Source organism: Sandaracinaceae bacterium (assembly GCA_020633055.1).
In the GTDB taxonomy this organism is placed as follows: Bacteria; Myxococcota_A; Polyangia; order Polyangiales; family Houyiibacteriaceae; genus JADJJE01.
Genome location: JACKEJ010000006.1, coordinates 247,383 through 263,082 on the forward strand (window position 1 = coordinate 247,383; position 15,700 = coordinate 263,082).

Here is a 15,700-nt window from a genome sequence, read left to right on the forward strand (position 1 = left end):
GATGAGCGTGGTCGTGGTGGGCGGCGGGCTGGGCGGGCTCGCGTGCGCGTACCGCTTGCTCACGGACGACCCGGGCCGCGAGGTCACGTTGCTCGAGGGCAGCTCGCGCCTCGGGGGACTCGTCACCACCGAGTGCGTCGACGACTTCGTGATCGAGCGCGGACCCGAGTCGATGATCACCACCAAGCCCGCGGGCGTCGCGCTGGCCCGCGAGCTGGGCCTCGGGCCGCGCCTCCTGCGCACCCGCAGCGGCGCCAGCGGGGCCTACGTGGTCACGCGCGGACGGCTCGAGCGCATCCCCGAGGGCTTCTCCATCTTGGCGCCCACGGACATGCGTGCGCTGCTGCGCTCTCCGGTTCTAGGCGCCGCCGCCAAGCTGCGCGCGCTGGCCGACGCGGTGGTCCCCGCGCGCATCCACGAGGACGACAGCCTGGCGGGCTTCGTGCGCAGGCGCTTCGGCGGCGAGGTGCTGGAGCGGCTGGCGCAGCCGCTGGCCGCGGGCATCTACGGCGCGGACCCGGAGGTCCTGAGCCTGCGCGCCACCATGCCGCGCTTCCTCGACGCCGAGCTGCCTGGTGGCGTCGCGCACCACCTCGCGCGCGCGGCACAGGCCACCGGCGAGGTCTCGGCCGGCGCGCGCTACGGGCTGTTCGTGAGCCTCCCGCGCGGTATGCAGGAGCTGACCGACACCCTCGCCGACAGGGTGCGGGCCCACGCGCAGGTGGGGGCGCGGGTGGCGACGCTGACCCCCGAGCGGGGCGGTTACCGGGTGGCGTTCGAGCAGGGCGGTGAGGCGCGGTCTCTCTGGGCCCAGCACGTCGTGCTCGCGCTGCCGGCGCCGCACGTCGCTCGCCTGGTGGGGCCCTTCGCGGCGGACCTCGCGCGCGAGCTGCGGGCCTTTGCGCTGGGGAGCGCGGCGGCGGTCACCGTGGCCGTACCCATGTCGGCGCTCGGGCGGCCACTCGACGCCTATGGCTTCGTCGTCCCGTCCGTGGAGCGGCGCGCCGTGATGGCCTGCACCTTCTCGAGCGCCAAGTGGGACGGGCGCGCGCCCGAGGACGTCGCGCTCTTGCGCGTGTTCTTCGGTGGGCACGCCAACCCCCGCGTTCACCGTGAGCCGGACGCGCGCCTCGTCACGCTCGCGCGGGCTGCGCTGCGTGAGTGGCTGGGGCTCACGCGTTCCCCCGACCTGGTGCGCGTCGACCGTTACGAGGACGCCATGCCGCGCTATCACGTCGGGCACCTGCAGCGCGTGGCGCGCGTCGAAGCGGCCGTGGCTGCCCGACCGGGGCTGCACCTGGTGGGGGGCGCGTACCGCGGCGTCGGCATGCCGGATGTGATCGCCTCCGCTGACATGGCGGCCGGCGCGATCTCGGGCCATGCGTCGCCGCCCATGCCGTGATGGGCCGCAGCGTGCTCCGTGCCGCGCGTGCGCGGACGTGCTCGTCGTTGGCACCGCCCCCATGATGCCGTCGTAGCGCCGCGGCCAGCACGTGGGCGCCGGGATGACACGCCGCCTGCGAGGAGCGTGGGGCGTGCTATCCCGGCCCCATGAACGAGCGAGCGTATACGCGTGGACTGGAGGACCTGGGGCGCGGCTGCTACGCCTACCTCCAACCCGACGGCTCCTGGGGCTGGAACAACGCCGGGCTGATCTGCGACGGCGAAGCCAGCTTGCTGGTGGACACCCTCTTCGACGTCCGCCTGACGGCCGAGATGTTGCGGGTGATGCGAGACGCCGTCGGCGCGGCGCGGCACATCGGCACCGTCGTCAACACGCACGCGAACGGGGACCACTGCTGGGGAAATCAGCTGGTGCGCGACGCCGAGATCATCGCGTCGCGCCGCTCGGCGGAAGAGATGAGCGAGGTCACGCCCGGGCTCATGACCACACTGAACCGCGTGGCCCGCCTGACGCAGCGCTTTGGTGGCGTGGCGGACGGAGTGGGGCGCCTCGCGCGGGCGGTGCGCGTCCCCATGCTGCCCGATGTGATCGAGGCTGCCCCGTTCGTGGTGGACATCTTCGGCGCGTTCCACTTCGACGAGATCGAGCTGGTGTTGCCCACACGCACCTTCGACGACGCCCTCACGCTGCGCGTCGGAGACAAGCGCGTGGAACTGATCGAGGTGGGGCCGGCGCACACCAAGGGAGATGTCATCGTGCACGTGCCCGACGACGGAGTGGTCTACACGGGGGACATCCTGTTCGTCGGTGGGCACCCCGTCGTGTGGGAGGGGCCGGTGTCCAACTGGATCGCGGCGTGTCGCCGAGTCGAGGCGATGGACGTCCACACCGTCGTGCCCGGTCACGGTCCGCTCGCTACGAAGGCCGACGTGGCGCGCATGCGCGAGTACCTCGAGTACCTCGCGCGGGAGGCGCGCAGCTGCTTCGACGCAGGGCTCGACGTGGCAACGGCGGCGCGCGCCATCTCCCTCGCGGACTACGCAGCATGGGGCGAGGCGGAGCGCATCGTCGTCAACGTCGACACGCTCTACCGCGAGTTCAGCGGCGCACCGCCGCGCAAGAGCGCCGTGCCCTGCTTCGCCGCCATGGCCCGCTACGCGGGCAAGGCGCGCTGAGCACCGGATCCTGGTGTGCCTGGGGCCACCGCGCGCGCCGTACGACGGAACGTCCACCGACGAGGCCCGCCGGCGTACCATCGGGCCATGGAGTTCGTACGCACCCCAGCCCACCGCTTTCTGAACCTGCCGGACTACCCGTTCGCGCCCCACTACGTGGAGGTGGGCGAGCCCGCGCTGCGCATGCACTACGTGGACGAGGGGCCGCGCAACGGGCCGGTGGTCCTCATGTTGCACGGCGAACCTTCGTGGTCGTACCTCTACCGCCACATGATCCCCCTGTGCGCAGAGGCCGGGAACCGCGTCATCGCGCCCGACCTGGTCGGCTTCGGCAAGTCCGACAAGCCCACCCGCCTCGGTGACTACTCGTTCGCGCAGCACGTCGCGTGGATGACCGACTTCGTCACGCGTCTCGATCTGCAGGGCGTCACGCTGGTCTGTCAGGACTGGGGGTCGCTCATCGGGTTGCGCGTCGCGGCGGAGAACGAGGCCCGCTTCGCGCGCATCGCGCTCAGCAACGGCATGCTCCCCACTGGCGAACGGAGTCTCCCGCGCGCGTTCAAGCTCTGGCGCGCGTTCGCCGAGAAGAGCCCAGTGCTCCCGGTGGGCGCCATCGTGGCCATGGGCACCAAGCGGACGCTCACCCCTCGCGAGCGCGCTGCGTACGACGCGCCGTTTCCCAGCAAGCGACACCAAGCCGGCGCCCGTGCGTTTCCGTCGCTGGTGCCCGCGAGCCCCCGCGACCCCGCCGCCCCCGCGAACCTGCGCGCGTGGGAGGTGCTCGACCGCTGGGAGAAGCCGTTCCTGCTCGCCTTCACCGATGGCGACCCCATCACGCGCGGTGCCGACCGCTACGTGGCCGGGCGGGTACCGGGCACCAAGGGGCAGCCGCACGTCACCTTGCGCGGAGGACACTTCGTCCAGGAGGACGCGCCCGACGAGTTCGCCGCAGCGGTCAACGACCTCGTCGCGCGCACGACGCCGCCACGCTGAGCACGTGAGGTATGCTCTCGGGGTGGACGAACCCGAGCAGCACCCCTCCGAGCCGCCTCGCACCCCGCGCGCCGAGCGCTATGCGCTGATGGGTCAGGTCCGCGTACGCCGGTCCGAGGTGGACTATGTCCTCGACATCATCGACATCAGCTCGAGCGGTGCGCTGATCGACTTGGGCGAGCTCGCCCGGCCCAAGTGGCTCAAGGTGCGCCAGACGGTGTTCGTCACGCTGCTGCTGGAGGGCGCGCAGCAGGACCTCGCCGGCGAGGTGGTGCGCATCGTCGAGGACCTCGAGGGCGCGCGCTTCGCCATCCGCTACAAGCCCGACGTCGCCGTCGACGACCTGCGTCAGCTGCTCGGCGCCCACGGTCGGTCGCTCCCGCCTCCTCTCCCGGGCACGTTCGGGCGCAGGGGTGGCTAGCGTGGGCGCTCGGGAAGACCTGCGCCCGGTCCCACCGACGGCGGGCTACTCCGGCACGCCTCTGGTGAAGAAGCTCGGCATCAAACCCGGACAGCGGCTCGCATACCTGAACGCGCCTTCGCCGTTGCCCGCCGAGCTGGCCGCCTACGAGCACGACGGTCCCATCGCGTCGACCTTGCGCGGGGCGGCGCGCGACGTGATCGTCTGGTTCGTGACCGAGCGTCGCGTGCTCGAGACGCGCTTCGCGCGCACGGTGAGCGCGCTCGACCCGTTCGGCGGGCTCTGGGTGGCCTGGCCGAAGCGCGCGTCCGGGGTGAGCACCGACGTCACGGAGGACGTGGTCCGCGCGGTCGCGCTGGCAGCCGGCTTGGTGGACAACAAGGTCTGCGCCGTGGACGCCACGTGGTCTGGCCTGCGGTGCGTCGTGCGCGTCGCGGACCGACCGAAGAAGCGCTGATCCATGCGGGGGAATTGCCGCGGGCTCGCGTCGTAGACTGGGCCCACGTGCAACCCGCGCATCACCGCTTCAGCCGCCTCGTCGACCTCCTGCAGGACATGGACGCGCGCCTCCGGGGGCCTCGCGCTCGGAAGCCGGTGCCCGTGCGCGCTCCCCTCGGGGATGCAGCATCGGCGCCGCTGCTCGCCGCGCTCCCACCCGCCGCCGCCGAGTTCTTCGCCAACGTCGGCTACGACGCGCGTTGGGAGTCCGTGCTCCCCGACCCTCGCGTGGCGCTGGTGCATACGCCCAGCGAGCAGCGTCTCGTCTTCGACCGCCTCGGCGTGGATCCGCAGCAGGTCCCCGTGCGCCCCCTCGCGCTGGCTCAGGACGGCTTCTCGGTCTGGTACCTGGACCTCGACGCCGACGTGGAGGACCCCCCTGTGATGGGGCTGAACAGCGACCTCGACGGCCCCGTCGTCGCGTCGCCGACGTTCTCTCGGTACGTCGCCCAGCACCTGGTCACGTTGGCGATGGGGGGCGGCGGTCGCGTGGCGTTCGAGCCCTCGCGGCCTCTTTCTGGCGAGCTGCTGCTGCCGGACCTGCACCCGGGGTTGATGGCCGCGGGCGGTGGGCTGCTGCTTCCGTACGACGACAGCGTGGACGCCGCCGACGCCCGCGTGTGGCTCGCGTTCTCGAAGGTCGCCGAGCTCGTGCAGGCGCTGCCGTGGGACGAGCTCCCGCTGGCGTGGCTCAGCGGATACGTGGACCCGGGCAAGACACCCGGAAATGCAGGGTCGCTGTGCTTTCGGGGCGTGTCCGACGACGCCCTCCTCCGCGGGGGGGACGTCACGCTCCTCGCGGCCGAAGGGGGACGCGCACAGGTCCTGGTCCACCGCGATGGCGCCCGCGGGGCGTGGATGACGCGCAGCATCTTGTCCACTGGCGCCCCCTCGAAGCAGCTGTACCTGCTCACCGACCGCGCAGACCGCAAGCACTACGAAACCTGGGTACGCCAGCTGGGGGGCGAGCTCACGCAGCGTGGTGGGCGCAAGGTATGACCCCGCGTGGCGGGCCCAAGTCCGCGAGGCTCGGAACGAAAGGCCGGGAGGCGACCGACCTCGACCGACTCGGGAGCGTTCTTTGTGGCCTGTGCACCCACGAATCGGCGGATGCCATCAGGCGGGGTCCACGCCCTTGTAGATCCCACGCCGGACGACGAGCGGGAACAGCACGTTGCGCACCCAGAACAACCCGATGCCCACGCTGAGCCCGTTGGGCGCGAACACGCGCATGCCGTCGTGCTGGACGCCCAGCACCGAGCCCCAGCGATGAGGCGTGGCCTCGAACGCCTTCATGCGGTCCTCGCGCCCTTCGAGTAGGCATCGCACGTTGTGCGCCACCGTCAGGAAGCCGGAGTTGCGCGCCGAGCTGCGGTTCGGGTCCGTGGCGGCCACGTCGCCCACCGTGAACACGTTGTTGTAGCCCGGCACGCGCAGCTGGGGGTCGGCGCGCACGAAGCCGTCCTCCTCGAGCATGTTGGCCGGCACGAAGCTCGTGTTGGGCTGCAGCCGGCCCACGGCCCAGAGGACGGCGTCCGCCTGAAAGGCGGGCTGCCCACTCGAGAACGCGATCGGCCCGGGGGTCAGCCGCTCACCCGCGAAGCCCGCGGGCATCACCGCGCGGTGGCCCGGGCGCAGCGCCACGCCTTGACGCTCGAGTCGCGCCACGACCTGCTTGCGCACGCGCGGGTGGTAGTCCGGGAGCAGCCCGCGCTCACCGAAGAAGAGCGTCACGGGCTTGTCCGGGTGCGCCTCCCTCAGGTTCGAGGCGGCGCTCGCGGCCGTCGCACCGCCCCCCACGACCGCCACGGAAGCGGCGGCCGCCAGCTGCGACGCGACCTCGTCGATCCCCTGCTCCACGTCCTCACGCCCCTCGAGCGTAGCCGTACGCCAGAAACCGTTGGTCACGCCCATGGAGAGCACCAAGGCGTCGTAGCGCAGCGTCTCCTCGGTTCCGTCCATGCGACGTACCACGACTTCGTCTCGCTCCGGGAGCAGGCGCGTGATCAGGCCGTGGCGCGTCGCCATCCCGCGCAGCTTGCGGTAGCGCGCAAAGTCCACGAGGTAGTGCTCGCGCCACAGCCCGGGCCGGGCGACGCGCGTGCCGAGCTCCTGCCCGCTCACCAGACACGGTTTCGGCGAGACGCCGATGACCTCGACCTCGGGGTGCAGGCCCAGGGCCACCAGCAGCCCGGTGTCGCCGAGGCCTGCGATCACGATGCGCTTCTTCATGGCGAGCGTTCTACCATCCTCCACGCCGGAGGAAGGACCGGCGCGATCATGGAGACGTTCAAGCAGATCTACGCTCGGGCCGCCGCACGCAAAGGCAAGAAGGCTCTCGAGGCACGCTTCCCCGCAACGCTGAGCGAGGCGGAGCTCGCCGCGACAGAAGACCACCGCTGGGTGGCGGCCATGGCGCGGGCCCTCTTCGAGGCCGGGTTCTCGTGGAAGGTGATCGAGACGAAGTGGCCCGGGTTCGAGGAGGCCTTCTCCGGCTTCGACCCGCGCGTGCTGCTGGCGCTGACCGACCAGCAGGTGGACGGACTCGGACGCGATCCACGCATCGTGCGCAACGCGGCCAAGATCCGAGCGGTCCTCGACAACGCGGGCTTCGTCGCGGACGTCGCCGCGGAGCACGGCAGCTTCGGGCGCTTTGTTGCCGCGTGGCCTCCCTCCGACATCACGGGGCTGTGGGCGATGCTGAAGGAACGCGGCGGTCGTCTCGGTGGCGACACCGGGCCGCGCGTGCTGCGCAAGATGGGGAAGGACACATTCATCTTGAGCAACGACGTCGTGACGGCCCTCATCGGGCTCGGGGTGGTGCAGAAGAAGCCCACGTCCAAAGCGGACCTACGTGCCGTTCAGGCCGCGTTCGACCGCTGGCGCGCCGAGAGCGGGCGCGACCTGGCGACGATCAGCCTGACGCTGGCGTGCACCGTGGCGAGCCCCGATCCGGACGCGTCCGGCGGCGCGCACTGACGCCTGCGGGTGGGCCGATGGTGGGGCAGTCGCGCCGTGCGGGCGCGCGGCTCAGCGAAACACCCGCACGCGGGTCGGATTGGTGAACCGGTAGCCGTCCGCGTCACGCCCCGCCTCGAACGCGGCCGCGACCTCGGGCTGCTCGATGCGCTCCGCCACGATGTCGTTGAAGCTCATGCCGATCATGTGGGCCTTGAACGCAGCGAAGGACTCGAAGCGCGCCTCGGTCGTGTACCAGCACTCTTCTACGCGCTCGAAGCGTGTGGCGGCTCGGTCGAGCGCGGCGAGGGCCAACGCGCGCACCTCCGTCTCGTCGTGGAACGGCCGGATCACCTGGCTGAACTGCCCGTGGATGTCGGGCTCCAGCACGAACAGGGCGCCGCCCGGACGCAGCGCGCGCTGCGCCTCCCGCAGGGCCGTGTCCATGTGCTGCGCGGGGACGTGGTGCAGCGAGCGCGACAGGACGACCGCGTCGGCGCACGCGTCCACGACGGGGAGCGCCTCGGCGGGGGCTAGGGCGAACGTCACACCGGCCGCTGTCGGTGCGGCGGCGTTCTTCGCGGCCTGCACCGGGTCGGGTTCGAAGCCTCGCACACGCGCACCGCGCTGAGCGAGCGCGCGACTCAGCCGGCCTGGGCCGCAGCCCACGTCCAGGACGTCCCACCCAGCCCATGCGCCGAGCTGCGCGAGCGCGTCGACATCCTCCAGCGTTCCGAGGTGCTTGATCATGGCGTGTTCGTAGCAGGTCGCCGGAGGCGTCGCACCGCATCCGGGGACGCCATGATCCATGTGGTGAGATGGGTGCTATCTTCTCGTGATAGTGAAAACGTGTCCGCCGACGAGTCCTTGCCCACGCGCATGCTTGGGCATCTCCGTTATGCTCTTGCTCTGCGCGCCCGGCTGTGGGCACGGGCCCGAAGTAGGTGGGGACGACGCGGGTCAGGGCGCGTGCACGACCGCCCTGGACTGCGACGACGGGGTCTACTGCAACGGGCCGGAGCAGTGCGTTCCCGGGGATGGCGAGGGGAGTCCGAGCACGTGCGTCGCCGGTGTCGCCCCGTGCGGGTCTGGGGCATGCAGCGAGTCGTCTCGGGCGTGTGTGGCCGAGTGCGACCCCACCGGGGACCGCGACAACGATGGGGTGGTCTCCGTGGCTTGCGGCGGGTCCGACTGCGACGACGACGACCCGAACCGCTTCCCCGGAAACCCCGAGGTGTGCGACGCGCTGGGCCACGACGAAGACTGTGACCCGTCCACCCTGGGCCCCGATCTCGATCTCGACCAGTTCATTTCGGACATGTGCTGCAACACGCAGCCCGGCGGGGAGCTCCTGTGTGGCCTGGACTGTGACGACACGCGCATCGCGGTGAACCCGGCCGCCATCGACGACTGCAACGCGGGGGTGGACGACGACTGTGACGGCGAGGTCGACGAGAACCCGGAGTTTCGCTTCTACCGGGACTTCGACGGTGATGGCTACGGCGTGACGACCGACTTCGTCATGCGTTGCGGCGCCCCGCCTGGCTACTCGCCCATCCCGGGCGACTGCAACGACATGTTCCCCAACGTGAACCCCGGGGTGGTGACGGACATCTGCGACGGCGCGGTCGACCACAACTGCGACGGGTTCATCGACGAGACGTGTGGCTGCGTGGACAACGTCGATCTTCCGTGCGGCATCAGCGACATCGGGATCTGCACGCTGGGGGTCCAGCAGTGCGTGGGCGGACTGCCTCAGGCCTGCTCGGCCGTCTTCCCCGAGTTCGCGGACGAGCAGCTGTGCGATGGACGCGACGAGGACTGCGACCGCACCATCGACGAAGGTCTCCAGACGCTGTGCTACCCCGACGGCGACTCGGACGGCTTCGCCGCGGCGGGGGCTGCGCCGACGCCCCGCTGCGTATGTGGCGCGGGCACCACGGCGCTCGCCCCGGACTCACCGAGCACCACGGACTGCAACGACGCGACCGCTCAAGTGAACCCCAACCAGCTCGAGGTCTGCGACGCCACGGGACGCGACGAGAATTGCAACGGGCAGGTGGACGAGGGGCTCCGCGTGCACTGCTACCCCGACCAGGACAGCGACAGCTACGCGCCGCTGGGGTCGACCTTCGTCTCCCGCTGCGCGTGCCTCGTGCAAGAGACCACGCGCGTTCCCGTGGCGAGCGTGTTCGATTGCAACGACGCCAACGCCGCACAGCACCCGTCGGCGGGCGAGGCCTGCGACGCCGCAATGCTGGACGAGGACTGCGACGGAGAGACCAACGAGGACTGCGCGTGCAGCGGCACCGCGACTCGACCGTGCAGCGAGGCGGGTTTCCTCGGGGCGTGTGGGCAGGCGACGCAGACCTGCGACAGCGGGACGTGGAGCGCGTGTCCCACGACGACCGGCCCCGAGGTGTGCGGCGGGGGCGACGAGAACTGCAACGGGGCGTTCGACGAGAACCAGCCGTGCAGTCCGCTCCCGGTGGGCATGGGCGGAGACGCGCCCAGGTCGTGCAACAACGGGTGCCCGACGGCCGCCACGCAGACGTGTAGCGCGGGGTGCGTCTGGGGCACCTGCCAGGCGGCGGAGGTCTGCAACTACTGTGACGACGACAACGACGGGTCGCTCGCGGACGACGCGGCGTTGGCGACCACCACGCAGAGCCAGGGCGTCGCGGACGACGACACGGTCGTGTTCGGCGACGCCACCCGCGTGGGGGCGGCCGTGCTGTTTGGGCCGTCCGACAACACGTCCGGAGCCGGCTCGGCCATGGCGCCGTTCCTGACCCTCGGGTACGGCACGCTCGTCATCGAAGGCACAGCGACCCTCCTGTGCAACCACACGGACGCGCCGGTCGCCACCCACGGCTGGGCCCTGTTCTTGCTCACCGCGGACGGCCGCTCGACGAAGGTCGGCGCGGCCGCGGACCAAGGCGTGCCCTACGACCGCGTGGGCTACGCCGCGCAGTGGCGCTGGCGGAACGTGGGAGACCGCGGCTATCTGCGCGCGCTGGCGCATCCCGGCGACGACCCGATCCTTCGCAGCGCCACGCTGGTGGACAACGCGTTCGGTGCGGTCGACTGCGACGGAACCAGCAGCGCGACGTTCACCCAGCGACTCCGCATGACGATCCACCCCGACGACCCGTCCACGGGTGTGAACGAGACCGAAGTGTGCGTCGACAGCATCGACGGTGCCGGCAACGTACTGGCTGCCGTCGGGTGCTGCGAGAGCGCCACCGAGGCGTGCGGCCCCGCCCTGCAGACCGGCGACCGCATCCGCCTCGCGCTCTCGCTCGGCTACGGCGCCAACATGCAGGGCTTCATCGGCACCGCCCGCTTCACGGCGACGCAGGGCGGCACCTGCGCTCCGTGAAGCCGGTGCCGCTCGCAGACGGCCTCACTCGAGCAGGCTGCGCAGCATCCACGCGGTCTTCTCGTGCACCTGCATGCGCTGGGTGAGCAGGTCGCAGGTCGGCTGGTCGCTGACGCTCTCGGCGGTCTTGAACACCTCGCGCGCCGTGCGGGCGACGGTCTCGTGCCCGTCGACCAGCTTCGTGATCATGTCGGAGGCCTTGGGGACGCCGTCTTCCTCCTTGATGGACGAGAGCTCGATGAACTGCCGGTAGGTGCCCGGCGCGGGGAGCCCCAGCGCGCGGATGCGTTCGGCGACGAGGTCCACGGCCAGCGCCAGCTCGTTGTACTGCGTCTCGAACATGAGGTGCAGGGTCTGGAACATGGGCCCCGTGACGTTCCAGTGGAAGTTGTGGGTCTTGAGGTAGAGCGTGTAGGAGTCCGCGAGCACGCGTGACAGCCCGTTCGCGATCTCCTCGCGCTTGGCGGCTTCGATGCCAATGTCGATCTTCATGAGGGGTTCTCCATTTTCGTTTGGGGCGACGTGACTCACGCCTCGAGGTCGAAGCGGTCGGCGTTCATGACTTTGGTCCACGCGGCGACGAAGTCGCGCACGAACCGCTCGTGGTTGTCGTCCTGGGCATACAGCTCGGCGTAGGCGCGCAAGACGGAGTTGGAGCCGAACACCAGGTCCACCCGCGTCGCGGTGAACGCCACGGTTCCCTTGTCGCGCTCGCGCAGCTCGAACGTTCCGTCGGGAGCGGGCGCCCACGCGTAGCGCATGTCCGTGAGGTGGACGAAGAAGTCGTTGCTCAGGACGCCCACGCGGTCCGTGAACACGCCGTGCGCCGTGCCGCCGTGGTTGGTGCCGAGGACGCGCATGCCACCGACGAGCACGGTCATCTCGGGCGCGGTCAGGCCCATCAGCTGTGTGCGGTCGAGCAGCAGCTCCTCCGCGCTCACGCCGTAGTCCGCCTTCAGCCAGTTGCGGTATCCGTCGTGCAGCGGCTCGAGGGGCGCGAAGGACTCGGCGTCCGTCATCCCGTCGGTCGCGTCGCCACGCCCCGGCGCGAACGGCACGTCTACCTCGACCCCGGCGGCGCGCGCGGCCTGCTCGATGCCCACGTTGCCCGCCAGCACGATGACGTCCGCCACGCTCGCCCCGGACTCCTTGGCGATGCCCTCGAGCACCCCGAGCACGCGGGCGAGCCGCTCGGGCTCGTTGCCCGCCCAGTCACGCTGCGGAGCGAGCCGGATACGCGCGCCGTTCGCCCCGCCGCGCATGTCGGAGCCGCGGAAGGTGCGCGCGCTGTCCCACGCGGTGCTGACCATGTCGCTCACGGATAGGCCGCTCGCTTCGATGCGCGCCTTCGTGGCGGCTACGTCGTAGCCCGTGCTCCCCGCGGGGACCGGGTCCTGCCAGAGGAGGTCCTCCTGCGGTACGTCGGGCCCGAAGTAGCGGGCCTTGGGCCCCATGTCGCGGTGCGTCAGCTTGAACCACGCGCGGGCGAACACCTTCGAGAAGTACGCCGGGTCCTTGTGGAACCGCTCCGAGATCTTGCGGTACTCGGGGTCCTTGATCATCGCCATGTCGGCGTCGGTCATGATGGGGTTGTAGCGAATGCTCGGATCCTGGACGTCGACCGGCTTGTCGTCCTCGGCGATCTCCACGGGCTCCCACTGCCACGCGCCCGCGGGGCTCTTCTTCAGCTCCCACTCGTGCCCGAAGAGCATGTCGAAGTAGCCGCTGTCCCAGCGCGTCGGGTGCGTGGTCCAGGCGCCCTCGATGCCGCTCGTGACGGTGTCACGCCCGTGGCCGCTGCCCTTCGGGTTCTTCCATCCGAGGCCCGCCTCACCGACAGCGGCGCCCTCCGGATCCGGTCCGAGCTTGGAAGCGTCGCCGTTGCCGTGGGCCTTGCCGACTGTGTGACCACCCGCGGTCAACGCGACGGTCTCCTCGTCGTTCATCGCCATACGCGCGAACGTGAGGCGCACGTCCGCCGCGGTGCGCAGCGGGTCGGGCTTGCCGTTGACCCCCTCGGGGTTGACGTAGATGAGCCCCATCTGCACCGCGGCCAGCGGGTTGTCGTGGGTCTCGCGGCTCTGGTCTTCGTAGCGGTTGGCGGCGAGCCACTCCTTCTCCGAGCCCCAGTCGATGTCCTTCTCCGGGTGCCAGATGTCCTCACGGCCGAACCCGAAGCCGAACGTCTCGAGGCCCATCGACTCGTACGCGATGGTCCCCGCGAGGAGGATCAGGTCGGCCCAGCTCACGCGGTTGCCGTACTTGCGCTTGATGGGCCACAGCAGCCGCCGTGCCTTGTCGAGGTTGACGTTGTCGGGCCACGAGTTCAGCGGCGCGAAGCGCTGGTTGCCGGTGCCCCCGCCGCCGCGACCGTCCGCCACGCGGTAGGTGCCCGCGGCGTGCCACGCCATACGGATCATCAGTCCGCCGTAGTGGCCCCAGTCGGCTGGCCACCAGGGCTGGCTGTCGGTCATCAGCGTGTGCAGGTCCTTCTTCAAGGCGGCCACGTCGAGCTTCGCGAGCTCTTTCCGGTAGCTGAACTCGCCGCCCAGCGGGTTGGTCTTCGCGTCGTGCTGGTGGAGGATGTCGAGGTTCAGCGCCTTCGGCCACCACCCCGCGGCAGCTGCGCCGACGTTCGTGTTTCCGCCGTGGGCCACAGGGCACTTCCCCGTGCTCGCGCTCTTTGCCTGGTCGTTGCTCATGGTCTTCTCCCTCTCTGGTTTCGGGTGTCGGGTTCTTCACTCGCCGCCGCGCGGACGCAGTCGTCGCAGATGCCTCGGACCTCGATGTGCGCGCTGACGACCTGCCCGTAGCGCCTGGCAGTGTCGGGCACCTCGAGCGCGTCGAGGTCGTCGCTCTCGAAGTCGCGCACCAAGCCGCAGCGGGTGCAGACGTAGTGGTGGTGGTTCGCCACGTTCGCGTCGAAGCGCATGCTGTCCTGGCGCGGGCCGAGGGTGGTCAGCACCCCGAGGTCGGTGAGCGTCCACAGCGTGCGGTAGACCGTGTCGAGCGACACGGTGGGCGTCGTGGTGCGCACCTCGCGGTAGACCGCCTCTGCGCTCGGGTGCTCGAGGCTCGCCGCGACGGCGCGGAAGATCTGGAGGCGCTGGTGCGTCAGCTTGAGCCCCGCGCGCCGGGCGGCTGCGGTGAAGTGCTCGACGCGTCTATCGATCTCGCTCTCGGGGACTTTCACGTGTTGTTCCTAAATAGGAGTGATAACTATTTAGGAGTGTGCCGACGAATACTCCGATGTCAACCCCGGGCGAGCGAGATTGTGGGTCCCGGTGGGTGTGTCCGTCGCGCTCGGGGGCCGCCTCTCCACATCAGCTCATCGCGAGACCTCACACGCCCGCGAAGCGCACGAGCAGGTCCGTCAGCGTCTCCGTCCCCCAGCGCAGCCCATCGACGGGGATGCGCTCGTTGTGGCCGTGGAACATGTCGGCGAAGCGCATGCCCTTCGGGAGCTTCACGGGGGCGAACCCGTACCAGCGCGCCCCGATGCTGGTGAACGCGGTGGCGTCGGTGAAGCCTGGCATCAGGTAGGGCACGAGCGGGGCGTCGGGTTCGCGCTCGGCCATGACCTCGTGGATGCAGTCGAGGAAGCCGGACTCGCGCGGGGACGTGACCATGGGGTTCCAGGCGTTCGTCACCTCGAGCTCGAAGTCGGGTCCCAGCACGTGTTGCAGCTCGGCGAGGAACTCCTCCGTGGTAGTCCCGGGCAGGATGCGGCCGTCGATGTCCACCTCGGCCAGCGACGGGATGACGTTGGTCTTGCTGCCTGCGCGCACCACCGTGGGGGAGGCCGTGTTCGCCACCATGGCCCCGAGCGCGCGCGCGACGCTCTGGTCGGGCAGCAGCCGCAGGAGGTGCTCGGCTACGGGCGGCTCGAGCAGGCGCGGCAGCAGCGCCTTCACCGCGCTGGGCTGTCCCTCGGCCAGGGCCGCGAGGAAGTCGCGCATGACCGGCGTGACCCGCTTGGACAGACCCCGCCGACGCAGGCGCTCGATGCCGGCCGCCAGCTTGTGCACCGACGAGTCGGGGCGAGGCAGCGATCCGTGCCCGGGTTCGCCACGCACGCGCGCCTTGACCCAGCAGACGCCCTTCTCGGCCACCTGCACCACGAAGAAGTTGCGGTTCCCGAGGTGCATGTTGAACCCGCCGCCCTCGCCCAGCGCGAACTCCGAGCGCACCAGCTCGGGGTGGTGGTCCGCCAGCCAGAACGAGCCATGCTTGCAGCCCGCCTCTTCGTCGGCCACCCCGGCGAAGATGAGGTCGCGGTCGAGCGCGACACGCTCTTGCGCGAGCCGCTTCAGCACGGCCACCGACATCGCCGCCATGTTCTTCATGTCGATCGCGCCGCGTCCCCACAGGCATCCGTCGGCGATGACCCCGCCGAACGGCGGGTGGTCCCAGTGCTCGGGGTCCACGCCCACGACGTCGAGGTGCGCCGTCAGCAGCAACGGTCGCTTGCCCACGTCACGCGTCGCCTTCAAGCGCGCGACGACGTTGGCGCGGCCGGGCGCGCTCTCGAGGATGACCGGCTCGAGGCCACCTTCGCGCAGCTCCGTGGCGCACAGGTCGGCGGCCTCGCGCTCGTTCCCGGGAGGGTTGGTCGTGTCGATGCGCAGCAACGCCTGACAGAGGTCCACCGCGTGCTGGGTGAGCGTAGCGTCGGCGCGGAAGCGGGCGAGGTCGGTCATGGAGCCCACTCTACACGCGGGGGTCCGCGCCACGAAGAGCGCTCGACATCGTCGGTGAGACGGCGCCGCGGCGGCTCGGAGCGACCGTGCGATGGGTCGCTCGCGGAAGCCGTCATGGGTGCGTGCCACCGAGGGCGGCGCCCCCACGGTCGCCTAGCGCGCACGGTC

The 15,700-nt window shown here is 70.7% G+C and carries 14 protein-coding genes; 8 read left to right on the forward strand and 6 right to left on the reverse strand.

Annotation, left to right across the window (positions count from 1 at the left end):
- Position 1 precedes the first annotated feature (1 nt).
- From hemG to H6726_10505, 6 genes are all read left to right on the forward strand, one after another.
- Entirely contained in the window at positions 2–1,402 is a 1,401-nt protein-coding gene (hemG, locus tag H6726_10480) for a protoporphyrinogen oxidase (GenBank protein MCB9658064.1), read from the forward strand.
- 185 nt (positions 1,403–1,587) lie between these two features.
- Entirely contained in the window at positions 1,588–2,580 is a 993-nt protein-coding gene (locus H6726_10485) for an MBL fold metallo-hydrolase (GenBank protein MCB9658065.1), read from the forward strand.
- An 87-nt stretch (positions 2,581–2,667) separates the two neighbouring features.
- Positions 2,668–3,573, forward strand: coding sequence for a haloalkane dehalogenase (locus H6726_10490; protein MCB9658066.1), 906 nt, complete (start codon positions 2,668–2,670; stop codon positions 3,571–3,573).
- Between the two features lie 22 nt (positions 3,574–3,595).
- Positions 3,596–3,994 (forward strand): PilZ domain-containing protein, encoded by a 399-nt coding sequence (locus H6726_10495; GenBank protein MCB9658067.1) that lies wholly within the window; start codon positions 3,596–3,598, stop codon positions 3,992–3,994.
- Positions 3,995–4,013: 19 nt separating this feature from the next.
- On the forward strand, positions 4,014–4,451 hold the full coding sequence (locus H6726_10500) for a DUF3052 family protein (GenBank protein ID MCB9658068.1): 438 nt from the start codon (positions 4,014–4,016) through the stop codon (positions 4,449–4,451).
- A 47-nt stretch (positions 4,452–4,498) separates the two neighbouring features.
- Entirely contained in the window at positions 4,499–5,491 is a 993-nt protein-coding gene (locus tag H6726_10505) for a hypothetical protein (protein MCB9658069.1), read from the forward strand.
- A gap of 117 nt (positions 5,492–5,608) precedes the next feature.
- Here H6726_10505 and H6726_10510 read toward each other — a convergent pair whose 3' ends face one another.
- A complete protein-coding gene (locus tag H6726_10510; GenBank protein ID MCB9658070.1) occupies positions 5,609–6,724 on the reverse strand; it encodes an FAD-dependent oxidoreductase in 1,116 nt (371 codons plus the stop codon).
- A gap of 48 nt (positions 6,725–6,772) precedes the next feature.
- Between H6726_10510 and H6726_10515 the strand changes: the two genes are divergently transcribed.
- Positions 6,773–7,471: a DNA-3-methyladenine glycosylase I gene (locus tag H6726_10515; GenBank protein ID MCB9658071.1), complete on the forward strand. Its 699-nt coding sequence runs from the start codon at positions 6,773–6,775 to the stop codon at positions 7,469–7,471.
- Positions 7,472–7,522: 51 nt separating this feature from the next.
- On the opposite strand, the gene H6726_10520 is transcribed toward H6726_10515, so the two are convergent.
- Entirely contained in the window at positions 7,523–8,200 is a 678-nt protein-coding gene (locus H6726_10520; protein MCB9658072.1) for a class I SAM-dependent methyltransferase, read from the reverse strand.
- Between the two features lie 148 nt (positions 8,201–8,348).
- Here H6726_10520 and H6726_10525 point away from each other — a divergent pair, with 148 nt between their 5' ends.
- Positions 8,349–10,832, forward strand: coding sequence for a putative metal-binding motif-containing protein (locus H6726_10525; protein MCB9658073.1), 2,484 nt, complete (start codon positions 8,349–8,351; stop codon positions 10,830–10,832).
- Positions 10,833–10,856: 24 nt separating this feature from the next.
- Here the strand turns inward: H6726_10525 and H6726_10530 are convergent, their stop codons facing one another.
- The 4 genes from H6726_10530 to H6726_10545 form a co-directional block, all read right to left on the reverse strand.
- On the reverse strand, positions 10,857–11,324 hold the full coding sequence (locus tag H6726_10530; protein MCB9658074.1) for a DNA starvation/stationary phase protection protein: 468 nt from the start codon (positions 11,322–11,324) through the stop codon (positions 10,857–10,859).
- Positions 11,325–11,359: 35 nt separating this feature from the next.
- A complete protein-coding gene (gene katG / locus H6726_10535; protein ID MCB9658075.1) occupies positions 11,360–13,534 on the reverse strand; it encodes a catalase/peroxidase HPI in 2,175 nt (724 codons plus the stop codon).
- Positions 13,531–14,025: a transcriptional repressor gene (locus H6726_10540; GenBank protein MCB9658076.1), complete on the reverse strand. Its 495-nt coding sequence runs from the start codon at positions 14,023–14,025 to the stop codon at positions 13,531–13,533. The genes katG and H6726_10540 overlap by 4 nt, the downstream gene beginning before the upstream one ends.
- A gap of 148 nt (positions 14,026–14,173) precedes the next feature.
- Positions 14,174–15,532, reverse strand: a complete 1,359-nt coding sequence (locus tag H6726_10545; GenBank protein ID MCB9658077.1) for a M20/M25/M40 family metallo-hydrolase — start codon at positions 15,530–15,532, stop codon at positions 14,174–14,176.
- Positions 15,533–15,700: the final 168 nt, after the last annotated feature.